Below are 24,740 nucleotides of genomic sequence, written 5' to 3'. Positions count from 1 at the left end.
AGATACCCTATAGGGGTATGACTGAAGGAGGCGGAGATGAACGGCGCAACCAAAGTGGGCGCGTACGTGCTCGGGTTGGCGGCGGTGTTCGGCGGGGCCCTGGGCGTCGGCAAGGTCGTCGGGCCGATCGGGGACACCGCGGCCGAGACCTCCCACACCGCCACCGGGGACTCCCATGGCGCGGACCACGCGACCGCCGGTCCGGCGGCGCCCGGCGGGGCCGGAGAGGTACCGGGCGGGCTCCAGGTCTCGGCGGCGGGTTACACGCTGGTGCCCGGGACCGACGTGGTCGAGCCGGGCGAGACCGCCGACTTCCGCTTCTCGGTGATCGGGCCCGACGGCCGGCCGGTGACCCGCTTCACCCCGCAACACGAGAAGAGGCTGCACTTCATCGTGGTCCGCCGGGACCTGTCCGGGTTCCAGCACCTGCATCCGCAGGAGAAGGGCGACGGGGTCTGGTCGGTCCCGCTGACGCTGCCGGAGGCCGGGGAGTACCGGGCCTTCGCCGACTTCGCCCCCGAGGGCGCGTCCGGGATGACGCTCGGCATGGACCTGTCGGCCCCCGGCGACTATCGTCCCGAGCCGCTGGCCGCGCCCGTCCGCACCGCGACCGTGGACGGCTACACGGTCTCGCTGGCCGGAGACCTCGCACCCGGGCGCACGAGCAGGCTCACGCTCTCGGTGAGCAAGGGCGGCAAGCCGGTCACCGACCTGGAGCCCTACCTCGGCGCCTACGGTCACCTGGTCGCGCTGCGCGACGGGGACCTGGCCTACCTGCACGTGCACCCCGACGGCGAGCCCGGAGACGGGCGGACCGCCGCCGGTCCCGGCATCACCTTCTTCACCGAGGTGCCCAGCGCGGGGGCCTACCGGCTGTTCCTGGACTTCAAGCACGGCGGCACCGTGCGGACCGCGGAGTTCACCGCGACCGCCGGGGGAGCGGTCGTCCCGGAGAGCGGCCCGGCCGCGACGGACGATCCCGCCCCGGACAAGAGCCCGGGCAAGAGTTCGGACAAGAGCTCAGGCGAGAGTCCGGCCGGTGAGGACTCCTCGGAGAGCCCCTCCCCGGAGGCCTCGCACAACCCCGACGACCACACGCACTGACCGGGGAATACCCTACGGGGGTGGGGTGCGAAGTCAGTGTCCCGCCACGACAACCGCATCGATCCGAAAACCCGTCCGGGCGCTCCCCCCCGAGCGCCGGACATCTCATAGAGAGGCGACAGCCATGACCGTCACCACCTACCGCGTCGAGGGCATGACCTGCGGCCACTGCGTCAGCTCCGTCACCTCCGAGGTGAGCAAGATCGACGGTGTGACCGGGGTGGACGTCGACCTGACCGCCAAGCTGGTCACCGTGACCAGCGGCGCGGCCCTGGACGACGCCACCGTGGGCGCCGCGGTCGACGAGGCGGGCTACGAGCTCGCCGGGCGCGTCGGGACGGCGGGCGAGGAGACCGCCGAGGCGGCGGACGCCTGCTGCGGCTCGGGTTGCTGCTCCTGAGTCCCGCGCGGGCCGGACTGCTCCTGAGTCCCGCGGGCCGGACTGCTTCCGGGCCCCGCGGGCCCGGCCGGTGAGTTCCGTCACCGGCCGGGGCGCCGATTACCCCTCGCGGCCCCGGGCCGCGCACCATTGAGAGAGACCTCACGGGAGAAGCGATGTCCATGACCACCACCAGGCCGCCCGCCGGCGGCGGCGAGATCGAAATCGCCATCGGCGGCATGACGTGCGCCTCCTGCGCGAACCGGATCGAGCGCAAGCTCAACAAGCTCGACGGGGTCACCGCGACCGTCAACTACGCCACCGAGAAGGCCAAGGTCGTCTACGGCGGCGACGTCAGCCCCGAGGACCTGGTCGCCGAGGTGGAGAAGGCGGGCTACACCGCCGAGCTGCCCGCCGTACGGCAGGAGGAGGAAGCGCGGGACGAGCGCGACGAGCTCGCGCCGCTGCGCCAGCGCCTGATCACCTCCATCGTGCTCTCGGTGCCGGTCGTCGCGATGGCGATGATCCCGGCGCTGCAGTTCGAGTACTGGCAGTGGCTCTCGCTCACCCTGGCCGCGCCGGTCGTGGTCTACGGCGGCTGGCCGTTCCACAGGGCCGCCTGGACCAACCTGCGCCACGGCACCGCGACCATGGACACGCTGGTCTCGCTCGGCACGCTCGCCGCGTTCGGGTGGTCGCTGTGGGCGCTGTTCCTCGGTACGGCCGGCACCCCCGGCATGACCCACGGCTTCGAGTTCGCCCTGGCCAGGGGCGACGGAGCGGGCAACATCTATCTTGAGGCCGCCGCCGGAGTGATCGCCTTCATCCTGGCCGGGCGTTACTTCGAGGCCCGCTCCAAGCGGCGGGCGGGGGCGGCGCTGCGCGCGCTGCTGTCGATGGGCGCCAAGGAGGTCACGCTGGCCTCCGGGGAGCTCGTCCCGGTCGAGAGGCTCAAGACCGGTGACCGCTTCCTGGTCCGGCCCGGCGAGAAGATCGCCACCGACGGCGTCGTCGAGGAGGGCTCCTCGGCCGTGGACGCCTCGATGCTGACCGGGGAGTCCGTGCCGGTGGAGGTCCGCCCCGGCGACGCCGTGGTCGGCGCGACCGTGAACGCCGGCGGGCGGCTCGTGGTCCGGGCCACCCGGGTCGGCTCCGACACCCAGCTCGCCCAGATGGCCAGGCTGGTGGAGGAGGCGCAGAACGGCAAGGCGCAGGTGCAGCGGCTGGCCGACCGGATCTCCGGGATCTTCGTCCCGATCGTGATCGCCCTGTCGCTGGCCACCCTCGGCTTCTGGCTGGGCACCGGTGACGGTACGGCCGCCGCCTTCACCGCGGCGGTCGCGGTCCTCATCATCGCCTGCCCCTGCGCCCTGGGCCTGGCCACCCCGACCGCCCTCATGGTCGGCACCGGCCGCGGCGCCCAGCTCGGCATCCTGATCAAGGGCCCCGAGGTGCTGGAGTCCACCCGCAGGATCGACACCATCGTCCTGGACAAGACCGGCACGGTGACCTCCGGCACGATGACCCTCAAGGACGTCTTCACCGCCGAGGGCGAGGACCGCGAGGAGGTGTTGCGGCTGGCCGGGGCGCTGGAGTCGGCCTCCGAGCACCCGATCGCCCGGGCGGTCGCCCGCGCCGCGGGATCCACCGCCGCGGTCGAGGACTTCGCCAACGTCGAGGGCCTGGGCGTGCAGGGCGTGGTGGACGGCCACGCGGTGCTCGTCGGCCGCCCGCAGCTGCTGGCCGAGTGGTCCCAGCACCTGCCCGCCGACCTGGAGCGCGAGCTCACCGGGGCCCAGGCCCGCGGTGAGACCGCCGTCGCGGTCGGCTGGGACGGCCGGGCCCGAGCGGTGCTCACCGTGGCCGACGTGGTCAAGCCCACCTCGGCCGAGGCCGTGGCCGCCCTGCGCGGGCTGGGCCTGCGCCCGGTGCTGCTGACCGGTGACAACGAGAAGGTGGCCGGCCAGGTCGCCGACGCGGTCGGCATCGAGGAGGTCGTCGCCGACGTCCTGCCCGCCGACAAGGTCGAGGTGGTCAAGCGGCTGCAGGCCGAGGGCCGCACGGTGGCGATGGTCGGCGACGGCGTCAACGACGCCGCGGCCCTCGCCCAGGCCGACCTCGGCATGGCGATGGGCACCGGCACGGACGTGGCGATCGAGGCCTCCGACCTGACTCTGGTCCGCGGCGACCTGCTGGTGGCCGCCGACGCGATCCGCCTGTCGCGCCGTACGCTCGGCACCATCAAGGGCAATCTGTTCTGGGCCTTCGCCTACAACGTGGCCGCCCTGCCGCTGGCGGCGATGGGCCTGCTCACCCCGATGATCGCCGGCGCCGCGATGGCGTTCTCCTCGGTCTTCGTGGTCAGCAACAGCCTGCGGCTGCGCCGCTTCCGGTGAAGCGGTAGAAAAGCCCCGGCTCCCTGAGGGAGCCGGGGCTTCGTCGTGTCCGGGGTCAGGCGGCCGACTCCGCGGGGACGGGCGGCCGGGCCGTACGGGAGACCAGGCGGTGCAGGCCGACCAGGACGCAGCCGAGGACGGCGAAGAAGAGCGTCAGGAGGACGGCCTGGACGGCGACGCCGCCGTAGCCGAGCTTGTCGACGTCCAGGAAGGGATAGGGATAGCGGCGATCGGTGCCGGGCTCCAGCAGGGCGCCGCGGGTCAGGGCGAAGACGAGATAGAAGGCGGGGTAGGCCAGCCAGACCAGCGGCGCCGTCCACACCGGCCGCAGGGTGCGGTCGAAGACCAGCCAGTCGGCGAAGGCCATGATCGGCGTGACGTAGTGCAGCAGCAGGTTGCCCATCTGGCCGACGTCGTCGCCCTGCCCGTCCGGCAGCAGGCCGAGCGGGCTGGCGCCGTGCATCAGGATGAAGTGGAAGACGAGCCCCGTGATCGAGATGAAGAGGGTCACCGCGCCCTTGAGCAGCGCGGAGGCGACCCCGCGCCACAGCGTCCAGACGTAGTAGGCCACCAGCATGATGTTGCTCTGCACGGTGAAGTAGACGGGCGGGTTGAGCGGATCGGAGGCCGCCAGCCAGGTGCAGACGAGCCCCGCCAGGCCCGCGGCGACCAGCACGACCCGATACGCGTGTGTCCCGTTCACGCACACACGATACTGGCCGGTAACCGACATATACCAGTCGATAACGGATTAACCAGGCGGTAAGCCGTCCCGGTTCAGCCGGACAGGTGTTCGCGGGCCTCGGCGGTCAGGCGGGTGACGGCGGAGCGGAGGCGGGCGAGGTCGGGGCCCTCGGCCAGGACCCCGCGGGAGACCGAGGGCAGCACGTTGCGGCGGGCGGTCGCGAACAGGCGGGCGGCGTCGGCGAAGGTGGCGCCCTGGGCGCCGATGCCGGGGGTGAGGATCGGGCCGTTGAGCCGCTCCACCGGATAGTCCAGGTCGTGCAGCGTCGCACCGAGCACCACGCCGATCGAGCCCAGCGGTCCGGCGTCGCGGTTCAGGTCGGAGACCCGGTCCATGATCGAGCCGGCGACGGTCCCGCCGTCCGGGCCGGTGGCGAGCTGGACCTCGCCGGCCTCCGGGTTGGAGGTCCTGGCCAGCACGAACAGCCCGGCCCCGTGGGCGAACGCCATGTCGGTCATCGGCCGGAGCGACCCGAAGCCCAGGTAGGGGCTGACCGTGACGGCGTCGGCGGCCAGCGGGCTGTCCGGGTGGAGATAGGCCTGCGCGTAGGCGGCGGTGGTGCTGCCGATGTCGCCCCGCTTGGCGTCCATGACGACCAGCGCGCCCGCGGCCCGCGCGTCGGCGACCACCGACTCCAGCACGGCCACGCCCCTGCTGCCGAAGCGCTCGAAGAACGCCGACTGCGGCTTGACCGCCGCGGCCAGGTCGCCCGCCGCCTCGACGGCCGTGCGGGCGAACTTCTCCAGCCCGGCGGGGGAGTCGTCCAGCCCCCACGCGTGCAGCAGAGCCGTACCCGGGTCGATCCCCACGCACAGCGGACCCCGGCTGTCGATGCGCGACCGCAGCCGCTCCCCGAATGACGTCATGACACCCCAGGATGCCAGGGCTATCCTGGGACCCGCGCGGCAGGGCGCACCCGGTCCGCGGGAAGGGCGAAGCCCACCTGAGCTCCACCCCATGACATCGGCCCACCTCCTTTTCTGCCCGGCCGCGCGGACATCGGGCGTGACGAAAGGGAGGCCACCGTGCCGTTCCTCCGCCTTCCCGACAATCCCCGCCTCGACCACCTGCGCAAACAGGCCAAGCGGCTGCTGCGCGAGGTCCGCGCCGCCGACCCCGCCGCGCTGGAGCTGGTCCGGGAGTTCCACCCGCGCGGGCCCGGCGGCCTCACCCTGGCCGGCGCCCAGCTGGTGACCGCCAGGATGTACGGCTTCGCGAGCTGGCCCCGGCTGCGCGCGCACCTCGGCACGATCGCCGAGCACTCCCGCTCGCCCCACCGCGTCCCCGAGTCCGCCGACCCGGCCGAGGAGTTCCTCCGCCTGGCCTGCCTGAACTACGGCAGTCCGTTCCGCGCAGGTCCGGCCCGGGAGATGCTCGCCGCCCGGCCGGGACTCGCCGTCGCGAACGTCCACACGATGGCCGCCACCGGCAGCGCCGGGGCGATGGCCCGGCTGCTGGCCGCCGACCCGTCCCGGGCCACCCGGCAGGGAGGCCCGTACCGGTGGGAGCCGCTGCTCTATCTCGCCTACGCCCGGGTCGGGGGCGGCGATCCCGTGGCGACCGCCCGGCTCCTGCTCGACCACGGCGCCGATCCCGACGCGGGATACCTGTGGGACGGGCTGACCTCGCCGTTCACCGCGCTGACCGGTGTCTTCGGCCACGGCGAGCGGAACGAGCCCGCCCACCCGCACGCCGCCGGGCTCGCCCGGCTCCTGCTGGAGCGCGGCGCGGACCCCAACGACAGCCAGACCCTCTACAACCGGGGGCTCGGCGGGTCCGGGACCGACGACACCGAGCACCTGGAGCTGCTGCTCGCCCACGGCCTGGGCACCGGGGACGGCGGGCCGTGGCACGAGCGTCTCGGACCGGCCCACGCCACGCCCGCCCAGATGCTCCAGGACGAGGTGCTGACCGCCGCGATGACGAACCGGCCCCGCCGGCTCCGGCTGCTGATCGAGTACGGCGCCGACGTGAACGGGCGCGGCACCGGGCATCCGGCCTTCGAGGGCCGCACGGCCTACGAGCTCGCCGTGCTGCGGGGCCACCCCGAGGTCGCGGGGATGCTCGCCGCGGCGGGGGCGGCCGGTTCCCTGGACGAGGTGGACCTGTTCCTGGCCGCCTGCATGCGCGGAGAGCGCCGCGAGGCCGGGCCCGACCTGGTGGCGCGGGCGATCGGGCGCGCGCCGTACCTGGTGAACCGGGCCGCCGCGGACGGCCGGGTCACGGCGGTACGGCTGATGGCCTCCCTGGGCTTCGCCGTGGACGCGGCGCGCGTGGGCACCCCGCTGCACGAGGCCGCCTGGGCCGGGGAGCTGGAGACGGTCAAGGCCCTGGTGGAGCTGGGCGCCGACCCGTCCGCCCGGGACCGCGATCACGACGCCACCCCGCGGGAGTGGGCCGAGCACGCGGGCCACACCGAGGTGGCGGCCTATCTCGCGGGTCTCTGAACGGGTCCCTGCACGGGTCTCTGAACGGGTCCCCGCGTGAGGCCCTATGCGGGTCCCCGCGTGGGTCCGTGCGCGGGACCCGGGCGGTCCGGCTCCGCGGCTAGATTGTCAGGCGATGACAAAGGGCGGCGCGGGAGCGGGCCGGGAGGGCGGCGATGGGGAAGGCGGAGCGGATCGCCGTACGGGACGAGCTGGCCGCCGCACTGCCCGAGGCCGGCCAGGCCCTGGTGGACGCCGTCGTGGAGGCCATCCCCGCCTACCGGGCGCTGGACCCCGGCCAGCTCGCCGAGGTACGGGCGATCGCGGCCTGGGCGCTGACCCGCGCCGTGGACGCGTGGGCAGGCGACGCGGCCCTGAGCGAGCAGGACCTCGCGCGCTTCCGGGGGATCGGCGCCGCCCGGGCGGGTGACGGCAGGCCGCTGCCGGCCGTGCTGCGCGCCTACCGGGTCGCGGCGGGCGAGGCCAACGACCTGGTGATGCGCCAGGGACGGGGCCGCCTCGACGTCGAGGACGTGCTCGCCCTGACCCGCCAGTGGCTCACCGGCCTGGACGAGCTCTCCGAGGCCCTGTTCTCCGGGTACGTCGCCGCCGGGGAACGGCTGGCGGGCGACCGCGAGCGCGCCGTACGCGACCTGTTCGACGACCTGCTCGCCGGGCGGCAGACCTCTCCCGGCGCGCTCGCCGACCGCTGCCGCAACCTCGGCCTCGCCCTGCCGCGCACCCCCGGCCTGCTGCTCGCCGAACCCCTCGATCCGGCCCTGTCCGCCACCCCGGCCGACGCGTCCTCCCTGCTCGACGCCGTCCGGTCCGGCTCCGGGGGATCCGGCGATCCGGGGCCCGGCGGCGGAGAGCCCCGTGGCGGGGAATCCGCCGTCCCCGGTCCCGCCGTCCCCGGGGCCGGCGTTCCGGGTACGGCGGAGCCCGCCGGGCTGGTCACCACCCGGGGGCGCCGCGCGGCCCTGCTGCTGCCGCCCGGGGCGCGGGCCGCGCTGGGGAACGCGGTCGCCGGGCGGGGCTGGCGCGGGTGCCTGATCGAGGGACTGCCCCTGGCGGAGGTCCCCGCGGCCTACCGGCTGGCCGGCGACGCCCTCGACACCGCGCCCGAGTACGCCTACGACGACACCGGCCTGCTGGGAGACGGCGACGCCCACGTCCTCGCGCTGCTCGACGCCCGTCCCGGCGCCGATCCGGCGGCGGTGGTCGGCTCGGTCCTCGGGCCGCTCGCCGACCCCCGACACGCCCACCTGCTGGAGGGGCTCGGCGCCTTCCTGACGACCGGATCGGCCACCGCCGCGGCCGATCTGCTCCACCTGCACCCCCAGACGCTGCGCTATCGCCTGCGCCGGGCCCGCGAGCTCACCGGGCGCGACCCGCGCCGCCCCTGGCAGCGCCTGGTCCTGGACGTCGCCCGCCACCTGGCCGAGATCCGTACGGCCCGGCGCTGAGCAGTGCGCGCGTCCCCCCGGACCGGCCGCCGCGCCCGGCCGGTCGAACGGGTCGTCGCGGGCAGCCAGCAGGCCGGGCCGGCCTCCCGCCGACCGGACGGGCCTTCAGTTGACGATGTCGCGCGGGGGCTTGCCGTCGAGGTGGTCGGTCACGTTCTGCACCGCCGCGAGGGCGATGCGGACCACGGCCTCCCGCGTCACCCCTCCGGCGTGCGGGGTGAGCACGACGTTGGGGGCGCGCAGCAGCCGGAGATCGGCGCCCGGCGGCTCCGGGTCGTACACGTCGAGCCCGGCCCCGGCGATGCGGCCCTCGTGCAGGGCGTCGGCCAGGGCCTCCTGGTCGATCAGCGCGCCGCGGGCGGTGTTGACGACGAAGGCGGTCGGCTTGAGCAGGGCGAGGCGGCCGGCGTCGAGCAGGTGCCGGGTGGAGTCGTTCAGCGGGGCGTGCAGGCTCACGTAGTCGGAGACGCCCAGCAGCTCCTCCAGCGGCAGGCGGCGCGCCCCCAGGCTCTCCTCGACCGCCGGGTCGGCGGGGGTGCGGGAGGAGTACACCACGGTCATGCCGAAGGCCGCCGCCCGGCGCGCGACCTCCCGGCCGATCATCCCGAGGCCGACGACGCCCAGGGTCTTGCCCGACAGCTCCGTGAGCGAGCCGCGCAGGCGGGGCAGCGCCCACTCGCCTCCGGCCAGGGCGTTGTGGGCCGGGACGATCTGCTTGGCCAGGGCGAGCATGAGCGCGAAGGCCTGCTCGGCGACGCTGTGCCGTTCGGCGTCGCTGGAGCCGATGGTGCACACCGGCACGCCCCGCCGCCGGGCCGCCGCCACGTCGACGTGCTCGTAGCCGTGGCTGGTGCACTGGATCAGCTCCAGGTCCTGCGCGGCCTCGACGTGCGCGGCGGTGACGGGGGCGATGGCGGTGAGGATGACGTGGGCCTCGCGCAGCGCGCGGGGGTCCTCGTCGGCGGACTCCACCACGGTGACCCGGGCGGACTCGGGGAAGACGGCACCGAGCGCGGCTCCGGTCCGCCGGCCGCCGACGTGGGGGGCGATCACGGCGAGGACGTTCTTGCGGGACATCGGGCTCCCTGACGGTCGGCGGCGGATGCGGGGCGGGGCGATCCGGCGGCGACGGCCGTGACGCATCGCGGTCCTCCGCGGGGCCCGCCGGTCCTTCACCGGCCGGAGCCTCGCGGTCTTTCACGGGGCCCGGTGGTCCTCCGCGGGCCGGAGCCTCGCCGGGATCATCGCAGCGAGGCCCGCCCGGCGTCCACGATCCCCCTCGGGATTGCTCACCGGATGACAAGGACGCTGCACAGTCGCGACGAGTCCGATTGACCGCGGCGGGCGGCGGTGACCACCCTGGCGGCAGGTGCGGCGGGTGCCGCATCCGGCACGGGTACGGATCACGGGTGAGGATGGGGAACATGGACGCGGACGTCATCGTGGTCGGCGCCGGCCTGGCCGGTCTGGCGGCCACCGCCGAGCTCGCCGACGCGGGCCGCCGGGTGATCCTGCTGGACCAGGAGCCCGAGGCGTCGCTGGGCGGGCAGGCGTTCTGGTCCTTCGGCGGGCTGTTCCTGGTGGACTCGCCCGAACAGCGGCGGATGGGCATCCGCGACTCGCCGGAGCTGGCCCACCAGGACTGGATGGGGACCGCCGGCTTCGACCGCCCGGAGGACGCCTGGCCGCGCCGGTGGGCCGAGGCCTACCTCGACTTCGCCGCCGGTGAGAAGCGGGCCTGGCTGTACGGCATGGGCGTGCGGTTCTTCCCCGTCGTGGGCTGGGCCGAGCGCGGCGGCTACACCGCCAACGGGCCCGGCAACTCCGTGCCGCGCTTCCACATCACCTGGGGCACCGGCCCGGGGCTGGTGGAGCCGTTCGCCCGGCGGGTGCGCGCGGCGGCCGGGCGCGGGCTGGTCTCGCTGCGCTTCCGCCACCAGGTCGACGACATCCTCGTCTCCGACGGCGCGGTGCAGGGCGTGCGCGGCACGATCCTGGAGCGCAGCGACGCCGAGCGCGGGCGGCCCAGCTCCCGGGTCGCGGCGGGAGACTTCGAGCTCCGCGCGCAGGCGGTGATCGTGACCTCCGGCGGGATCGGCGGCAACCACGACCTGGTCCGGGCGAACTGGCCCGCCCGCCTCGGAGCGCCGCCCCGGCACATGCTGTCGGGGGTGCCCGCGCACGTCGACGGCCGGATGCTGGGGATCACCGAGAAGGCCGGCGGGGCCGTGATCAACCGCGACCGCATGTGGCACTACACCGAGGGCATCACCAACTGGAACCCGATCTGGGACAACCACGGCATCCGCATCCTGCCCGGCCCCTCCTCGCTGTGGCTGGACGCGCGGGGCAACCGCCTGCCCGTTCCGCTGTTCCCCGGCTTCGACACCCTGGGGACGCTCAAGCACATCATGTCCACCGGGTACGAGCACACCTGGTTCGTGCTCACCCAGAAGATCATCGAGAAGGAGTTCGCGCTCTCCGGCTCCGAGCAGAACCCCGACCTGACCGGCAAGGACGTCCGCCAGGTCCTGCGGCGGGCACGGTCCGGCGCCCCCGGCCCGGTGGAGGCCTTCAAGCGCCACGGGGCCGACTTCGTGGTGGCCTCGAGGCTGCGCGACCTGGTGGCGAAGATGAACGAGGTCACCGGCGAGGACCTGCTGGACTTCGACGTCGTCGCGCGCGAGGTCGTGGGCCGCGACCGCGAGATGGCCAACCCCTTCACCAAGGACCTGCAGATCGCGGCGCTGCGCAGCGCGCGGGCCTATCGGGGCGACCGGCTGATCCGCACCGCCGTACCGCATCGGCTGCTCGACCCGAAGGCCGGGCCGCTGATCGCGGTGCGCCTGCACATCCTGACCCGCAAGACCCTGGGCGGGCTCCACACCGACCTGTCCTCCCGGGTGCTGGACGCCTCCGGCGCCCCGGTGCCCGGCCTGTACGCCGCCGGGGAGGTGGCGGGCTTCGGCGGGGGAGGCGTGCACGGCTACCGGTCGCTGGAGGGCACCTTCCTGGGCGGCTGCCTGTTCTCCGGCCGCGCGGCGGGCCGGGCCGCGGCCGAGGCGACCGCCTGATCCCGCCGGTCGCCGCCCGGTCCCGCCGCGGGGTCGGGGTCACCCCGGCAGGCCGGGCGGGCCGCGTCAGAGGGCCGTGAGGTTCGTGAGGTTCGTGAGGTTCCCGACGGTCCGGTGGACGGGGATGCCGGGGACGGGGACGGCGCCGGTGCGGTTGACCCAGCAGAAGCGCACCCCGGCCTCCTGCGCGCAGCCGCCGTCCCCCGCCGGGGAGTCGCCGACCATCAGGGCGTCGTCGGGCTTGGCCTCCAGCAGCGACAGGGTGTGGTGGAGCAGCGCCCCGTCGGGCTTGCGCAGGCCCACCTCGGGGGCGATCACCACGTGCTCGAAGAACCTCTCGATGCGCGTACGGCGGAGTTTGGCCCGCTGGACCCGGGCGATGCCGTCGGTCACCAGCGCCAGCCGGGAGCGGCGCGACAGCCGCCGCAGCGCCTCGCGCGCCTCGGGGAAGAGCACCACGTTGCGGCCGAGGGCCTCCTCGAAGGCCGTCGCCACCCGGGGGCCCGCGCCCATCCGGGCCCAGCGCTCCAGCCGCAGCTCGGCCAGGCCGATCCGGCGCTCGCGGTAGTCGGCCCACAGCGGCTCGTTGGCGGCGTGGAAGTCGCGCAGGAACGCTCTCAGGCCGGTGCGGAAGAAGCGGCGGTGAGTCTCACGAAGCGCGCCGTTCTCGGTCCGGGCGTAGTCGACCACGGTCCCGTCCAGATCGACCAGCAGGACCCGGTAGCGACTCTCCCTCGCCGAGCTCATCGCGCTCCGACAGCCGGAGGATCTCCTCGACCGTCCGCACATCCGCCGTGTAGATGTGCGGGACGTCGACGAAGACCCTCATTGACCCACAGCCCACCCTGAGATCCTCCGCGACCTCGCTCTGGATACTACGCAGAGGCACGTAGTTGAGATAGCAGGTGAAGGCGTTCTGCGAGCGGAATGTCGCGGTCATCGTCAGCCGATCCTCACGGAGCCGGAAGGCGAGGGCGGTCAGGCACGGCACCGCGTCGGGCCGCTCGCCGGGCACGGTCAGCGAGATCCAGCCGCTCTTGCTGTACGGCTTGGCGCGCAGCATGTCGGTGACCCAGCGCAGCTGGTCCACGCCGAGCAGCTGGCGCAGCCGGCCGCCGTAGCTGTACTTGAACGGCGGCACGACAGCCGGCTCGCTGAACTTGCTGGCGTACAGAGGGATCTTGCCGCTGTCGGCGTGGACGGCGAGGACCGGGTCGTCCCAGCCCAGTTCGTCGATCTCGAACAGCACCGCGGGGGCCTCGATGATCGGGCCCCGGTCGTCGTCGGCCGGTCGGCCGTTGTTCCTCACATGATTCATCAACCAAATCCAGGTCTCCCCACAGGACGTGAATCGGAGGAGGTCTGCCATCAAGTCTCCACGTTCGGGAAATGGAAGGGGTTCTTGGGAAGCCGGCGCTGGCGCGAGACGTTGGCCCGCACGTAGTAGACGGAGTAGTGGATCGAGGCGAGCAGGAGGACGAGCATCGAGAGCACCGCCGGGTTGGGCTCGGCGCCCAGCAGGCCGAGGACGCCGACCGCGATGTAGGAGCTGTTGACGAGGGACAGCATCATCACGTTGATCCCCGGCCAGGCCAGCGGCGCGTAGGTCTCCGGATAGCGTGGGTCCACCGGCAGGTTCGGCGACCAGCTCAGGGCGGAGAAGTGGTCCTTGAGCTGGACCACGTAGAGCAGCCGGAAGTTGTTGAGCGCGCGGGCGGTGCGCATGTGCGCGTTCACCGCCTCGATCAGCCGCAGGAACGGCAGCACGCTCAGCAGGCCGAACCCGAGGACCGTCGCGAACAGGTAGCGCGGGGCCTCCTCCCACGAGGTGAGGGAGGCGGGGTTGATCACCTTCGCGCTGGCGAGGGCGATCGCGGCGACGAAGGGCGCGCCGAGCATCGTCATGGACAGCCGGGTCATCTTGATGCGCTCGTCTTTGGCGGCCAGATAGACGTGGTAGGTCCCGACGAAGTCGATGGCCACCAGTTGCAGGAATTCCTTGGGGTCCACGGGCAGGTTGTCGAGTCTCTCCGGCAGCGACTCCGCGGTCATCCGCGGCAACATTTTCTTCATCCGGCCCGACCTCGTGGGTTGTTGAACTTTTCCCAGTAAGGAAATTTTGACTCACTTGTCAGCTCTGCGCGCGGGTTTCGTGGACTTATTTTAAATAACTTTGCCAAGGTCAGGGGCGCTACCGGGAATCTCGTGCCAAGAATGAGAAACCTTCACGGATGGAGAAGATCGCGTCGCTCTTCCGAGGCGCGGCCGTACGGCCTCAGAAACGCCCGGAGCGGGCCGCACGGCGGTGGAGCATCCACAGTTTGAGTTTGGCGGCGGCCAGGAAGCTCCACATGGCCAGCCAGAGCAGCAGGGCCGCCCACCGCCCGACGTCGCGGGCCGCGTCCCCCTGGGAGACGGTGGCGAACGCGCTGACCAGTACGGCGGCGAAGGCTCCCGCGGGCAGATAGAACGCGAGCTTGACCGCCGTCCAGGCCGTCGGGCGCGGGCCGTAGAGGCGTTCGATCCGGTCGGCGGGGGACTCCGGCCGCACCCGGTGGCGTTCCGTCCGGCCCGCCGCGTCCCCGGGCCGGTCCGCGGGAGCTCCGGCCTGGGGCGCGGGCCCCGGGGGCGCCGTCTCCGCGCGCCGCCCGGCCCGCTCCCGGTCGTAGCGGAACCTCCGCTCCGGGTCCGACAGCAGGCCGTACGCGTCGGCTATCTCGGTGAAGAGCGCCTGGCCCTGGGGGTTCTTGTCCGGGTGGTAGCGGCGGGCCAGGCGCCGGTAGGCATGCTTGAGTTCCTCGGGCGTGACATCGGGCCGGACGCCGAGCACCTGGTACGGATCTTTCCCTTGGAGATCGTTCATGCTGGAGAACCCGTCCGCACGGGGACCTGGGGAAGATCCATTCTGGCATGAGGACGGGTGGATGAACCGTCCGGGCGTGATGGTCCTCAGGACATGTTTTGTCCGGCCGTGAGAAGGCCCGTCACTCTCGTGACAGCGCGGGCCCGTCCACCTCCCCGTTCCGCCGCGTGCGCGCGTCGTGGGCCATCGCGAGGGCGAGGAGGAGGTACGGCGCGCTGAGCACGGCGAAGACCGTGCCGTGCCCGGCGAACTCCGAGACGACGGCGTACATGCCGTAGGCCAGGACCGTCGTCAGGTCCGTGCCCAGGTTGGCCAGCGAGGTCACCGTGGCCCGGTTCGGCCCGGTGATGCGCTCCTGCAGCCGCGCGTCGGCCACCACGGTCGCCATCTGGAAGGCGCAGAACGCCGCGGCCACCAGGAAGACGCCCTCCGGGCGGCCCGACAGGGCGCCGCCGCCCAGGATGAGCGCGGCCAGGGCGATGACCGCCGCCAGCGCCTTCGCGGTCAGGCGCCGCCCGGCCCCGGCCAGCAGGCCCCCTGCCGTCATGCCCGCCCAGACGAGCAGCACCCACACGGGCACGGCCTGGTCGGAGACGCCGGTCTCCTGCACGAGCAGGGCGACGTACTCCTCCAGGGCGCCCCAGAGGGCCGCCACCGCGGGGACGAGCAGCAGCGCCCGCCGTACGGACCGGTCGCCGCGGGCCTCGGCGAGGCCGGAGCGCAGGATCTCGACGTACCCGCGCGGGTCGTCGTCCTCGTCCGGATCGGCCGCCGAACGGTGCTCGGGCAGGGCCAGGGCGACGGCCGCGCACAGCAGGCAGGCGGCCACGCTCGCCACGCCCAGCGCCGGATAGCCGCCGAGCGCGAACACCGGCCCCGCCGCCGCGGTGGCGACCCCGACCGCGATCAGGCCGGCCGTCTCGGTGCGGCCCAGGATCTGCGCGTAGCGCCCGGCCGCGCCCAGGCGGTCGAGCTCCTCGTAGGCGAGCGCCTCGAACGCGCCCGAGACCAGCGATCCCCGCGCCCCCCACAGGACGAACCCCAGGGCGAAGGCCCAGTAGGAGGGAACGAAGGCCCACAGGGCGAACCCGGCCGCGCCCAGCAGCGGGGCGAACGCCAGCAGCAGCCGGCGCGAGACCGCGTCGGCCCACACGCCGGAGGGCACCTCCAGGACGATCCCGGTGAGGGCCCACAGGACGAACAGCGAGGAGATCTCGGAGACGGACAGGCCGGTGTCGGCGAACAGCAGCGCGTACACCGGATAGAGGAGGATGAGGTCGTCGAGGAAGACGTAGGCGTAGAGAGTGGCGGCCAGCCGTTTCGCACGCGCTCCGGGCGCACGTGAAGATGAAATGATCATGAGGTCTTTCCGTGGGGACGATTCGGACTCCGGGTGGCTGGCATCCCGGGTGGTCCGCGGCACCGCGTCCCGCGTCGACCTCTAGAGGTTCATCAATGTCGCCATGTCATGCCCGTGATTCTATGCGCCGGACGTCCCCGGGGGACAGGGGTTATCGGCCTGCGGGGTTATCGGCCTGCGGGGACGTCGGCCCGCGGGGTGACGGACGCCCCTGCGGCCCGTCACCCCGCGGGACCGTCACCCCCGGTCGCGGGTGAGCAGGTAGGCGGTCCGGAGCAGCCGCTGCCAGTGCGCCGCGACGAACGCGTCGTACGCCGATCGATCCGCCATCCGCTCCTCCTCGACCCCGACGGCCATCCGTAGTACGCCTCCGGTGCGCCGGAAGGTTGCCGGGAGAGGGAAGATCGTGAAAGCGGCAGGGGTTCCCGGCGGCTCAGCGGGCCCGATGGCGTTCGGTGTGCCCGGCGGCTCAGTGCGTCCGGCGGCTCGGTGCGTCCGGCGGCTCAGTGTGTACGGGGCGGGCCTACTCCGTGGCGTCGGCGCGGTACAGCATCGCCTGGTCGGGGCACATCCGCGGGCAGGCCACCCCCACGTGCGCGAGGGCCGCGCCGCTGAGGATCTCGCCCTCCCAGGCCGGTCCCCACCAGCGAGGGGGCCGCAGCCCGGCGGGCGGCGTGCCGACCGGCACGGGGCGGACCCGATAGCGGCGGGCCGGGTCGAGGCCGCGGAAGCGCAGCCGGGCGGGCGGGTCCGGATACGGGCTGTCCAGCACGGCCATCGCGATGAGGGCGCGGGAGCGGTCCGGGGCGACGACGCCGTGCACCAGGACGCCCTCCTGCGTGCCGTCCATCCGCACCAGGTCGCCGCCGAGCAGCAGGTCGCGCCGTTCCTTGAAGAACGCGATCCACGTGCGGAGCTCGGCGAGCTCCTCGTCGGTCGCCCTGGCCAGGTCCCACTCGATCCCGAGGTGCCCGAAGACCGCGGTGGCGGCGCGGAACTGGAGGTCGTGGCGGCGGCCGGTGGTGTGGGAGCGGCCCGAGGCGACGTGCGAGCCCATGAACTCCGGGGGGACGAGCTGGGCGGTCCAGCGCAGCATGCCCTGCCGGTCGTGCGGGTCGATGTTGTCCGAGACCCACACCCGGTCGGTGCGTTCGAGCACGCCCAGGTCGACGCGGCCTCCGCCGGACGAGCACGACTCGATCTCCAGGCCGGGGTGCGCGGCCCGGATCTCGTCCAGCAGCCGGTAGACCGCCCGGGTCTGCGCGTGCACGCCGGGCCGCCCGCCGTCGGTCTGCGTACCGGCCTCGACGAGGTCGCGGTTGTGGTCCCACTTGATGCAGTCGACCGGGTACTCCCCGAGGATCGCGAGGATCTGCGCCCTCACGTGCTCGTAGGCCCCGGGGACACCGAGGTTGAGGACCTGCTGGTGCCGCGACTCCACCGGCCACTCGGCCCGGGCCGCCATGATCCATTCGGGGTGCGCACGGGCGAGGTCGGAGTCGGGGCTGACCATCTCCGGCTCGAACCACAGCCCGAACTGCATGCCCAGCCCGCGGACCCGGTCGATCAGCGGGCGCAGGCCCTTCGGCCAGGCGTCGGGGGAGACCACCCAGTCGCCCAGCCCCGAGCGGTCGTCGCGGCGTGAGCCGAACCAGCCGTCGTCGAGCACGTAGCGCTCGACGCCGAGGGCGGCCGCGCGTTCGGCGAGGTCGATCAGGCGCCGCTCGTCGTGGTCGAAGTAGACCGCCTCCCAGACGTTCAGGGTCACCGGCCGGTCGGCGGAGACCCGCGGGTCGCGGGCGCGAAGGTGCCGGTGGAACCGGTGCGCGACCTCGTCGAGGCCGGTGCCGTACGACCCGTAGACCCACGGGCTCTGATAGGCCTCGCCGCGCGCAAGCCGTATCTCGCCGGGCAGCAGCAGCTCGCCGCCGCCGATCAGCCGCTCCCCGGTGTGCACCCGCTCGGCGTAGTGGGTGTGGTTGCCGCTCCAGGCGGCGTGCACGGCCCAGAGGTCGCCGTGGGCGAAGCCGAAGCCGGCGGTGCCGGCGTGCAGGACGTACGCGCTGTCGGCGCCGGTACGGCCCCTGCGGTTCTCGCGGACGTGCGCGCCGAGGGGGAACGGGCCGCGCCGGGGCACCCGCTCCAGGTTGTGCCGGCCGCCGAAGTCGAGCAGCTCGGCCGCCTCCGCCGGGACGGGATAGGCCAGCACGAGGTCGTCCAGCTGGTAGACCTCGTCGGTGACGTTGAGCACCGCCGCCCGGCTCCGCACCAGCCCCGAGGGGAGCAGCTCGATCACCAGGCGCAGATCCAGCCGGTCCGCGTCGTCGGTGGCGACGACCTCCACGACTCCGGGGCCCGAGGAGGCGAAGCCCGGGACGGGAGCGCCGTCCAGGGAGACCTCGCGCGTGACGAACGCCGGGGACCAGGCGACCCCCGCGAACGAGCCGCGCAGACCCGGCCGCCCGCACCACCCGGTGTGGTGCCCGGGCATGAGGGCCGGGCGCTGCGCCGGGTCGGGGTTGTTGGACCCCGCCACCGGCACGGTCGCCGTGACGAGCGCCGCCGCCTGGGCGGCGTCCAGTCCGGGCAGCTCCCGTCCCCAGTGCACGACGGCGGGCAACCGGCCCCCGCGCGCGTCCAGCAGCAACGTCACACCGGCGGCCGTCAGCGCGACGGCCGCGTCCGGGCTCGGGCCGTGCAGCGGCATCCTCTGCTCCCGCCTGCGTCGCCGCAGGCCGCGGCTCTGCGAGCCGGACGCCGCGGTGGGCGTTCAACGATCAGTGCGAATGTGCTTCCCATCACATCTGATATCAAGCCGCCCACTCCGGCAACCGTGCCGGAACCGGCCCGGATCGGGCGGGGCCGGTCCTTCGGGAGAATCCAGAGGGTTCCGGTCGCCGCCCGCGCCCCTGGGGAAACGGTTTCCTGATTTCTGACGGCCAGGACGGGTTTACCGGTCTGTCCCGGACGTGGTCATGGTTCCGGAATTTCAGTGGGATGACACCCATGTGGTGTTTCCGAGGAGTACTCATGTGATTATCGGAGAGTGAGCTTCGAAAGTCATCAGATGCGGATCGCGGCGGCTCGGGCACGGATACAGGCGGCCGGGCATCGGGTCGTGCGGGCGAGTGTGCGGGCACAGGAGGCGGAGAGGCTGGCGAGGAAGGCCGCCGAGCAGCTCGCCCGGGTGGAGCGGGCCATGACGGCCCAGGCCGAGCGGAGGGCGCGGATCGCGGAGATCGGCGGCCGCACCGGGGAGAACCGCGTGATGACGACCGAGGCCCGCGGGCGGGCGACGGAGCCGCTGGAGACCGGATCACGGGCGAAGTGATCGCCGAGGCGACCGGGTGCCGTACCTCTCCTACGCCGGCGACCGTGACGATCAGCCGTCCGTCTTCGTGACGTCACGTGTGCGGCCGGACGGCGTGAAGCCGAGGTGACGGGTTCGACGAGGCCGGCGAACGCCCGGAGGCGACGATCTCGCTGCACTTCCCGTGGGGAAGAGGGCGCGCCCTCCGGGGGTCATACCGCGGAGATATGGCTTTCTTGACACATCTTTCGGCGCTCCCTACCAGACGCTAGCTTGACCTCAACCCCTTACAAGGAGTGCAGATGTTGAGTAAGAGCTGTGGGCTGGTAGGCGCCGCCGTCCTCGCCGCCTGCCTGGCCACCCCCCTCAGTCCCGCAGCCGCCGACCCCGGCCCCCAGGCCGCCCCTCCCTCTCCCGCGCCGCCCGCGATGGTCGACGCCATGCAGCGCGACCTCGGTCTAACCGAGGAGCAGGCCAGGACCCGCCTCGCCAACGAGGAGCGCGCCGCCACCACCCAGTCGGCACTGAGCGGCCAGCTCAGCGCCGACTCGTACGGCGGTGCCTGGCTGAACCAGGACGCCTCCCGGCTGGTGGTCGCCACCACCGACCCGGCCGAGACCGCCGAGATCGAGTCGCAGGGCGCTCAGCCGGTGGTCGTCGAGCGGACGCTCGCCCAGCTCGACGGCATCATGGCGCAGCTCGACCAGGCCCCCCGGAGGGCCAAGTCCCAGGCCGCGCTCTGGTACGTGGACGTGACGTCCAACAAGGTCGCCGTCCAGGCGCCCACGGTCCAGGCCGCCGAAGCCCTCGCCAAGGCGGCCGGCGTCGACATGAACGCGGTCACCGTCTCGGCCACCGCCGAGCGCCCGACCCCGTTCATGGACATCATCGGCGGCTCGCCGTACTACATCGGCTCCAGCCGCTGCAGCATCGGCTTCGCCGTCACCAGGGGCACCACGCCGGGCTTCGTCACCGCCGGGCACTGCGGCCGGGCCGGCTCCAGGACCACCAACCCGACGGGCACCTTCCAGGGCTCGTCGTTCCCCGGTAACGACTACGCCTGGGTCGCCACACCCGGCCACACGCCCCGCCCGTACGTGCGCGGCGCCGGAGGCGCCCTGGTGACGGTCCGCGGCTCCACGCAGGCGGTGGTCGGCTCCTCCATCTGCCGCTCCGGCTCGACCACCGGCTGGCGCTGCGGCACCGTCCAGCAGCACAACGCCAGCGTCACCTACCCGCAGGGCACCGTCAGCGGCCTCACCCGCACCACGGTCTGCGCCCAGCCCGGTGACTCCGGCGGCTCGTTCATCTCCGGCAGCCAGGCCCAGGGCGTGACCTCCGGCGGTTCCGGCAACTGCACCACCGGCGGCACGACGTACCACCAGCCCGTCAACGAGATCCTGAGCGTCTACGGCCTCAGGCTCACGACCGGCTGACCGTTCCCACCGCAGTGCGCCCGGGGCCCCTCTGCCCGGGCGTACCGCCGTGTGCGCAGGCGCAGACCGGTCACGATGAAGTATCTTGATATCAAGATAGATGGAAGGGGTCGTGATGCTTCACCATGTCCAGCTGGCCTGTCCCCCCGGCAGCGAACCGGTCCTGCGAGCCTTCTACGAAGGCGTCCTGGGGCTGGTGGAGATCCCCAAACCACCCGCTCTCGCCTCCCGCGGCGGCTGCTGGTTCCGCGGCCACAATGGCGTCGAGCTGCACCTCGGCGTCGAAGCCGACTTCCGCCCGGCCCGCAAGGCCCACCCCGGCATCATGGTCCACGACCTCGACCATTGGGCCCACCGGCTCGGCGAAGCCGGCTATCCCGTCGTCTTCGACGACGACTTCCCGGGAATGCGCCGCTTCTACAGTGAGGACCCCCACGGCAACCGCCTGGAGTTCCTCGAACCGGTCGGCTGACACGCGAAAGCCGGCCTCGGCCGACCGCCGGCCCCGAGGTGGTGAGGGCGGTCCCGAAGCACGCTAGCCGGGCCGGACTTCGTCGCCGACTCTCAGTTTCCCGAGGTTCCCGGGCACCAGGCGGATGCCGAACCAGGTCTTTCCGTCCCATCGGCGGTGTTCGGCCAGGGTTCTCAGGGGTTCCCTGCCGTGGTCCTGCGTGGTCGGGTCCCAGAGGGTGGCGGCGCAGCGGTCGCACAACTCCGAGACGCGGAAGTCGATCTCGCCGATGCGGACCGACGTCCAGGTGTCCTCGGCGAAGGGCTCCGCGTCGTCGATGATGGCGTTGGGCCGGAAGCGGGCGATGTCGAGGGGGCCCGGGGGGTCCTCCCCGCGTTCCACGGCGCCTTCGGCGATCCAGTCGTCCAGGCGCCGGAGCGAACTCCTGGAGACGAGCAGGAGGGGTCCGTCCCAGAGGCCGCCCTGTTCCTCGGTGACGGTCCGGCGTCCGGAGACGTCCAGCCAGATGAGGCGGGCGGGCCTGCCGAGCAGGCGGGTGAACCACTCATGGGCGTCGGCGTCGGCGAGCACCGCCCGGTCGAGGCCGGCGGAACCCGGGGAGAGCGTGTCGCCGGTGGCCGGGGGGACCTTGAGTTCCCCCATGCCCTCCGCCGTCAGGTGGAGGCCGCCCTCAGGGGTCTCGACGGCCGAGACCGAGAGGAGACGGGGGTGTTCGCCGACCCAGAACACTTCTCCCAGCGGGTTCACCACGGCCCAGCGGCGGTCGCCTTCCAGACCCCAGGGGAGGACCTGGACCGACGAGCGGGGAATGCCTTTGGCGGCCTTGAGGGGGTAGGTGCGGATCTCCGCTAGCTCCATTGGGCAAGAATAGGAGAAAGCGCTCTCTCGGGGAATGGGAGCGTACTCGCGGAACATCCGGAGCACGGTGCCGGGCCCTTCCGGGATATGAGTTCCGCATGCTCTTCGATGAGGCGGCGGGTCCGTTCACCGGAAACCCCGTAGCGGCTTCCGGTGAAACATTCATTGCGATTCCCGTCGCAGGATGCGGCGGCGGACCCGCTCGCCCATCGGGCCGTGTTCCCACAGGGGGTCGACGACGCCGAGGGGGATGCCGATCTCCCGTAGTCCCGTCGCCGGATCGACGGGAAGCCGGTCCCGATGGGCGAGCAGCCATCCGGAGGCGTTGCGAGGGATCTCGTATTCGCCCCAGCCGACCAGGCCGACGCATCGCCTGGCTCCGGTCCGGACGACGACCCTGCCGGCGTCGGTGACGGTCCGCGGACTGGGGATCCGCGTTTCCACGACATCGATCCGCTCGACGTTCCGCCATTGCAGGCGCGTACGGGATCCGTACACGTCCTCCATCTCCACGCCCTGAGAGGAGAAACGCGCCACCGTGGCGACGGCCATCTGCCGCCGCCCGGTCAGCCGCATCCTCACGAAGCCCACCATCGCTCCCAGCGAGAGGAGCACCGGTCCGGTACGGGAGCCGGGGACGACGGAGACGAGCATCAGACACGCGGGTATGAAAAGCAGGGAGGGGATGAGCAGCCGAATGACGATCGCGACGGAAAACGCGTGCGCCATGCGAAACTCCTCCATGAACCGAACCTGAGCCCCGGTACCGGGCGTGTCAACGCGGGATGCGTTGTTCGTGGCGCGATCCGGTCCGCCCTCTCCGTGCGCGCCGGCCGGACCCCGCCAGGCCGCCCGGGTGCTCTGCCGCGAGGAGACCCGGCCGGCGCCCGAGCACGGCCGCCCGAGCCGCGGACGGTGAAACCGCCAGCTCGGGGGTGAAACCGGCGTGAAGCCGCGACGAAGCCGACGGCACGAAGACTCTCCTCGAACGCCGGGAGGTACCCGGCGGAGAGAGGAGACGCGTCATGGCGGACCTCAACGCCGTCCGGGCCGACAACCTGGTCAAGGACTTCGGTGACTTCCGGGCCGTGGACGGGATCGACCTCCACGTACGGCAGGGCGAGATCTTCGGAGTCCTGGGCCCCAACGGAGCGGGGAAGACCACCACGCTCCGGATGCTCGCCACCCTGCTCCCCATCGACGACGGCCACGCGGAGATCTTCGGCGTCGACGTCCGGCGGGAACCCCATCGCATCCGGCAGCTGGTGGGCGTCACCGGCCAGTACGCCTCGGTGGACGAGGACCTGACCGCCCGGGAGAACCTCTGGCTGTTCGCCCGCCTGCAGGGCCTGCCCGGCTCCCGGGCCAGGACCATCGCCGGCGACCTGCTCGAACGCTTCGGCCTCCAGGAGGCGGCCGACCGGCCCCTGTCCCAGTTCAGCGGCGGTATGCGCCGCCGTCTGGACCTCGCGTCAAGCCTGATCACCCGCCCGCCCCTGATCTTCCTGGACGAGCCCACGACCGGCCTCGACCCGAGGACCCGGGGTCAGATGTGGGACACCATCCGCGAGCTGGTCACCGACGGCTCCACGATCCTCCTCACCACCCAGTACCTGGACGAAGCCGACCAGCTGGCCGACCGCGTGGCAGTGATCGACCGGGGCCGGAAGGTGGCCGAGGACACCCCCGACGCCCTGAAGAGCCAGGTCGGCGACTCGACCCTGCAGCTCAACCTCGCGGACGGCTCCGACACCGCGCTGGCCGCGAACGTCGTGCGCCGGCTGCTGGGCGAGGACCCGGTCCTGACCCCGGAGTCCGGACGCATGAACGTCCCCCTCCCCGACCCCGACCGGGCCGCGGACGTCCTGATCGGCCTGCGCGAAGCGGGCCTCGGCATCTCCTCGGTGAGCGTCGCCAAGCCGACGCTGGACGAGGTCTTCCTGGCGCTGACCGGCCACGGCGCCGACGACGAATCCCAGATGGAGGCGGCCCGATGACCACCACGAGCACCATGACCCCGGCCACCCCCGGCTCACGGCGCATCGATCCGCCCGCCGCGGTCGCCCGTACCACGCCTCACAGCTCAGTCCGGGAAACCTGGGTCCAGACCCTGGCGATGGCGTGGCGGGCCCTGAAGAAGATGCGCCGCAAGCCCGAGCAGTTCTTCGACGTCCTCATCCAGCCGTTGCTGTTCACCGCGATGTTCGCGTTCATCTTCGGCGGCGCGATCTCCGGCAGCGTCTCGGACTATCTCCCGGTCCTGATCCCCGGCATCCTCGCCCAGACGGCCCTGACCGTCTGCATGGCGACAGGCGTACAGCTGCGCGAGGACATGGACAAGGGGGTCTTCGACCGCTTCAAGTCCCTGCCGATCGCGAGGATCGCCCCCCTGGCCGGCCCGATGATCGCCGACCTGATCCGGTACGGCATCGCCTCGGTGCTGACGCTCGCCACCGGCCTGGCCATCGGTTACCGCCCCGGCGGCGGCGTGCTCGGCTCCGTCGGCGGCATCGCGCTCACCGTGTTCGCCGGCTGGTCGCTGGCGTGGATCTTCACCTGGCTGGGCACGATGGCGCGTTCGGCGCAGAGCGTCCAGGGCATCTCGATGATGATCATGTTCCCGCTCACCTTCCTGTCCAACGCCTTCGTCCCCGCCGAGACGCTGCCCGGCTGGCTGGAGGCGTTCGTGAAGGTCAACCCGGTCTCGCACGTCGTCTCCGCGGTGCGCGACCTGCTCAACGACGGGGCCGTGACGGCCGAGGTCGGCTGGGCGGTCGTCGGCTGCGCGGTCGTCGTCGCGATCTTCGCCCCGCTGGCGGTCCGCTCGTACTCCCGCAAGATGTAGACGGTG

General features: G+C 72.9%; 21 protein-coding genes and 1 pseudogene. 11 read left to right on the top strand and 11 right to left on the bottom strand.

All coding sequences use genetic code 11. The annotated features are described in order from the left end of the window. Positions 1–36: 36 nt before the first annotated feature. From Pta02_RS24855 to Pta02_RS24845, 3 genes and pseudogenes are all read left to right on the top strand, one after another. The gene (locus Pta02_RS24855; RefSeq protein ID WP_239131209.1) at positions 37–1,104 is read left to right on the top strand and encodes a DUF8832 domain-containing protein; all 1,068 of its coding nucleotides are present in this window, start codon (positions 37–39) and stop codon (positions 1,102–1,104) included. Positions 1,105–1,228: 124 nt separating this feature from the next. Then, positions 1,229–1,432, top strand: a pseudogene (locus tag Pta02_RS24850) (heavy-metal-associated domain-containing protein); the annotation flags it as partial. A gap of 233 nt (positions 1,433–1,665) precedes the next feature. Next, positions 1,666–3,879: a heavy metal translocating P-type ATPase gene (locus Pta02_RS24845; RefSeq protein ID WP_373872417.1), complete on the top strand. Its 2,214-nt coding sequence runs from the start codon at positions 1,666–1,668 to the stop codon at positions 3,877–3,879. A gap of 55 nt (positions 3,880–3,934) precedes the next feature. Here Pta02_RS24845 and Pta02_RS24840 read toward each other — a convergent pair whose 3' ends face one another. Both Pta02_RS24840 and pyrF read right to left on the bottom strand, forming a co-directional pair. Continuing rightward, a complete protein-coding gene (locus tag Pta02_RS24840; protein WP_203877332.1) occupies positions 3,935–4,582 on the bottom strand; it encodes a Pr6Pr family membrane protein in 648 nt (215 codons plus the stop codon). Between the two features lie 74 nt (positions 4,583–4,656). Next, a complete protein-coding gene (gene pyrF / locus Pta02_RS24835; protein ID WP_203877331.1) occupies positions 4,657–5,490 on the bottom strand; it encodes an orotidine-5'-phosphate decarboxylase in 834 nt (277 codons plus the stop codon). A gap of 159 nt (positions 5,491–5,649) precedes the next feature. Here pyrF and Pta02_RS24830 point away from each other — a divergent pair, with 159 nt between their 5' ends. Next, complete coding sequence (locus tag Pta02_RS24830) at positions 5,650–7,071, top strand: ankyrin repeat domain-containing protein (protein ID WP_203877330.1); 1,422 nt, start codon at positions 5,650–5,652, stop codon at positions 7,069–7,071. A gap of 155 nt (positions 7,072–7,226) precedes the next feature. Further along, complete coding sequence (locus Pta02_RS24825; RefSeq protein WP_203877329.1) at positions 7,227–8,516, top strand: PucR family transcriptional regulator; 1,290 nt, start codon at positions 7,227–7,229, stop codon at positions 8,514–8,516. 105 nt (positions 8,517–8,621) lie between these two features. On the opposite strand, the gene Pta02_RS24820 is transcribed toward Pta02_RS24825, so the two are convergent. Next, entirely contained in the window at positions 8,622–9,593 is a 972-nt protein-coding gene (locus Pta02_RS24820; protein ID WP_203877328.1) for a 2-hydroxyacid dehydrogenase, read from the bottom strand. A gap of 338 nt (positions 9,594–9,931) precedes the next feature. Between Pta02_RS24820 and Pta02_RS24815 the strand changes: the two genes are divergently transcribed. Then, complete coding sequence (locus Pta02_RS24815) at positions 9,932–11,590, top strand: FAD-binding dehydrogenase (RefSeq protein ID WP_203877420.1); 1,659 nt, start codon at positions 9,932–9,934, stop codon at positions 11,588–11,590. Between the two features lie 66 nt (positions 11,591–11,656). Here Pta02_RS24815 and Pta02_RS24810 read toward each other — a convergent pair whose 3' ends face one another. The 6 genes from Pta02_RS24810 to Pta02_RS24785 form a co-directional block, all read right to left on the bottom strand. Further along, entirely contained in the window at positions 11,657–12,337 is a 681-nt protein-coding gene (locus Pta02_RS24810; protein WP_203877327.1) for an HAD-IA family hydrolase, read from the bottom strand. Beyond that, positions 12,240–12,908 (bottom strand): thymidylate synthase, encoded by a 669-nt coding sequence (locus Pta02_RS24805; protein WP_203877326.1) that lies wholly within the window; start codon positions 12,906–12,908, stop codon positions 12,240–12,242. Before Pta02_RS24805 ends, Pta02_RS24810 begins: the two co-directional genes overlap by 98 nt. Before the next feature lie 50 nt (positions 12,909–12,958). Next, complete coding sequence (locus Pta02_RS24800) at positions 12,959–13,663, bottom strand: hypothetical protein (protein ID WP_203877325.1); 705 nt, start codon at positions 13,661–13,663, stop codon at positions 12,959–12,961. A 202-nt stretch (positions 13,664–13,865) separates the two neighbouring features. Beyond that, a complete protein-coding gene (locus tag Pta02_RS24795) occupies positions 13,866–14,453 on the bottom strand; it encodes a J domain-containing protein (protein WP_203877324.1) in 588 nt (195 codons plus the stop codon). 121 nt (positions 14,454–14,574) lie between these two features. Further along, positions 14,575–15,813: an MFS transporter gene (locus Pta02_RS24790; RefSeq protein ID WP_203877323.1), complete on the bottom strand. Its 1,239-nt coding sequence runs from the start codon at positions 15,811–15,813 to the stop codon at positions 14,575–14,577. A 523-nt stretch (positions 15,814–16,336) separates the two neighbouring features. Further along, positions 16,337–18,520: an alpha-galactosidase gene (locus Pta02_RS24785; RefSeq protein ID WP_203877322.1), complete on the bottom strand. Its 2,184-nt coding sequence runs from the start codon at positions 18,518–18,520 to the stop codon at positions 16,337–16,339. Between the two features lie 339 nt (positions 18,521–18,859). On the opposite strand from Pta02_RS24785, the gene Pta02_RS24780 reads away from it, so the two are divergent. The 3 genes from Pta02_RS24780 (at position 18,860) to Pta02_RS24770 (ending at position 21,031) form a co-directional block, all read left to right on the top strand. After that, entirely contained in the window at positions 18,860–19,144 is a 285-nt protein-coding gene (locus tag Pta02_RS24780) for a hypothetical protein (protein ID WP_203877321.1), read from the top strand. A 281-nt stretch (positions 19,145–19,425) separates the two neighbouring features. Continuing rightward, positions 19,426–20,559: a S1 family peptidase gene (locus Pta02_RS24775; protein WP_203877320.1), complete on the top strand. Its 1,134-nt coding sequence runs from the start codon at positions 19,426–19,428 to the stop codon at positions 20,557–20,559. Positions 20,560–20,674: 115 nt separating this feature from the next. Then, positions 20,675–21,031: a VOC family protein gene (locus Pta02_RS24770; RefSeq protein WP_203877419.1), complete on the top strand. Its 357-nt coding sequence runs from the start codon at positions 20,675–20,677 to the stop codon at positions 21,029–21,031. Positions 21,032–21,094: 63 nt separating this feature from the next. Here the strand turns inward: Pta02_RS24770 and Pta02_RS24765 are convergent, their stop codons facing one another. Further along, positions 21,095–21,889 carry an MOSC domain-containing protein gene (locus Pta02_RS24765; protein ID WP_203877319.1) on the bottom strand — a complete coding sequence of 265 codons (795 nt, stop codon included), beginning with the start codon at positions 21,887–21,889 and terminating at the stop codon, positions 21,095–21,097. A gap of 162 nt (positions 21,890–22,051) precedes the next feature. After that, positions 22,052–22,618, bottom strand: coding sequence for a hypothetical protein (locus tag Pta02_RS24760; RefSeq protein ID WP_203877318.1), 567 nt, complete (start codon positions 22,616–22,618; stop codon positions 22,052–22,054). Between the two features lie 296 nt (positions 22,619–22,914). Here Pta02_RS24760 and Pta02_RS24755 point away from each other — a divergent pair, with 296 nt between their 5' ends. Together Pta02_RS24755 and Pta02_RS24750 are read left to right on the top strand one after the other, a co-directional pair. Continuing rightward, on the top strand, positions 22,915–23,886 hold the full coding sequence (locus Pta02_RS24755) for an ATP-binding cassette domain-containing protein (RefSeq protein WP_203877317.1): 972 nt from the start codon (positions 22,915–22,917) through the stop codon (positions 23,884–23,886). Continuing rightward, positions 23,883–24,734 (top strand): ABC transporter permease, encoded by an 852-nt coding sequence (locus Pta02_RS24750; RefSeq protein ID WP_203877316.1) that lies wholly within the window; start codon positions 23,883–23,885, stop codon positions 24,732–24,734. Before Pta02_RS24755 ends, Pta02_RS24750 begins: the two co-directional genes overlap by 4 nt. Positions 24,735–24,740 lie beyond the last annotated feature (6 nt).

Source organism: Paraplanobispora takensis (assembly GCF_016863195.1).
GTDB lineage: Bacteria > Actinomycetota > Actinomycetes > Streptosporangiales > Streptosporangiaceae > Planobispora > Planobispora takensis.
Note: the sequence above shows the minus strand (reverse complement) of the source record. Positions and strands in the feature narration are given on the sequence as shown.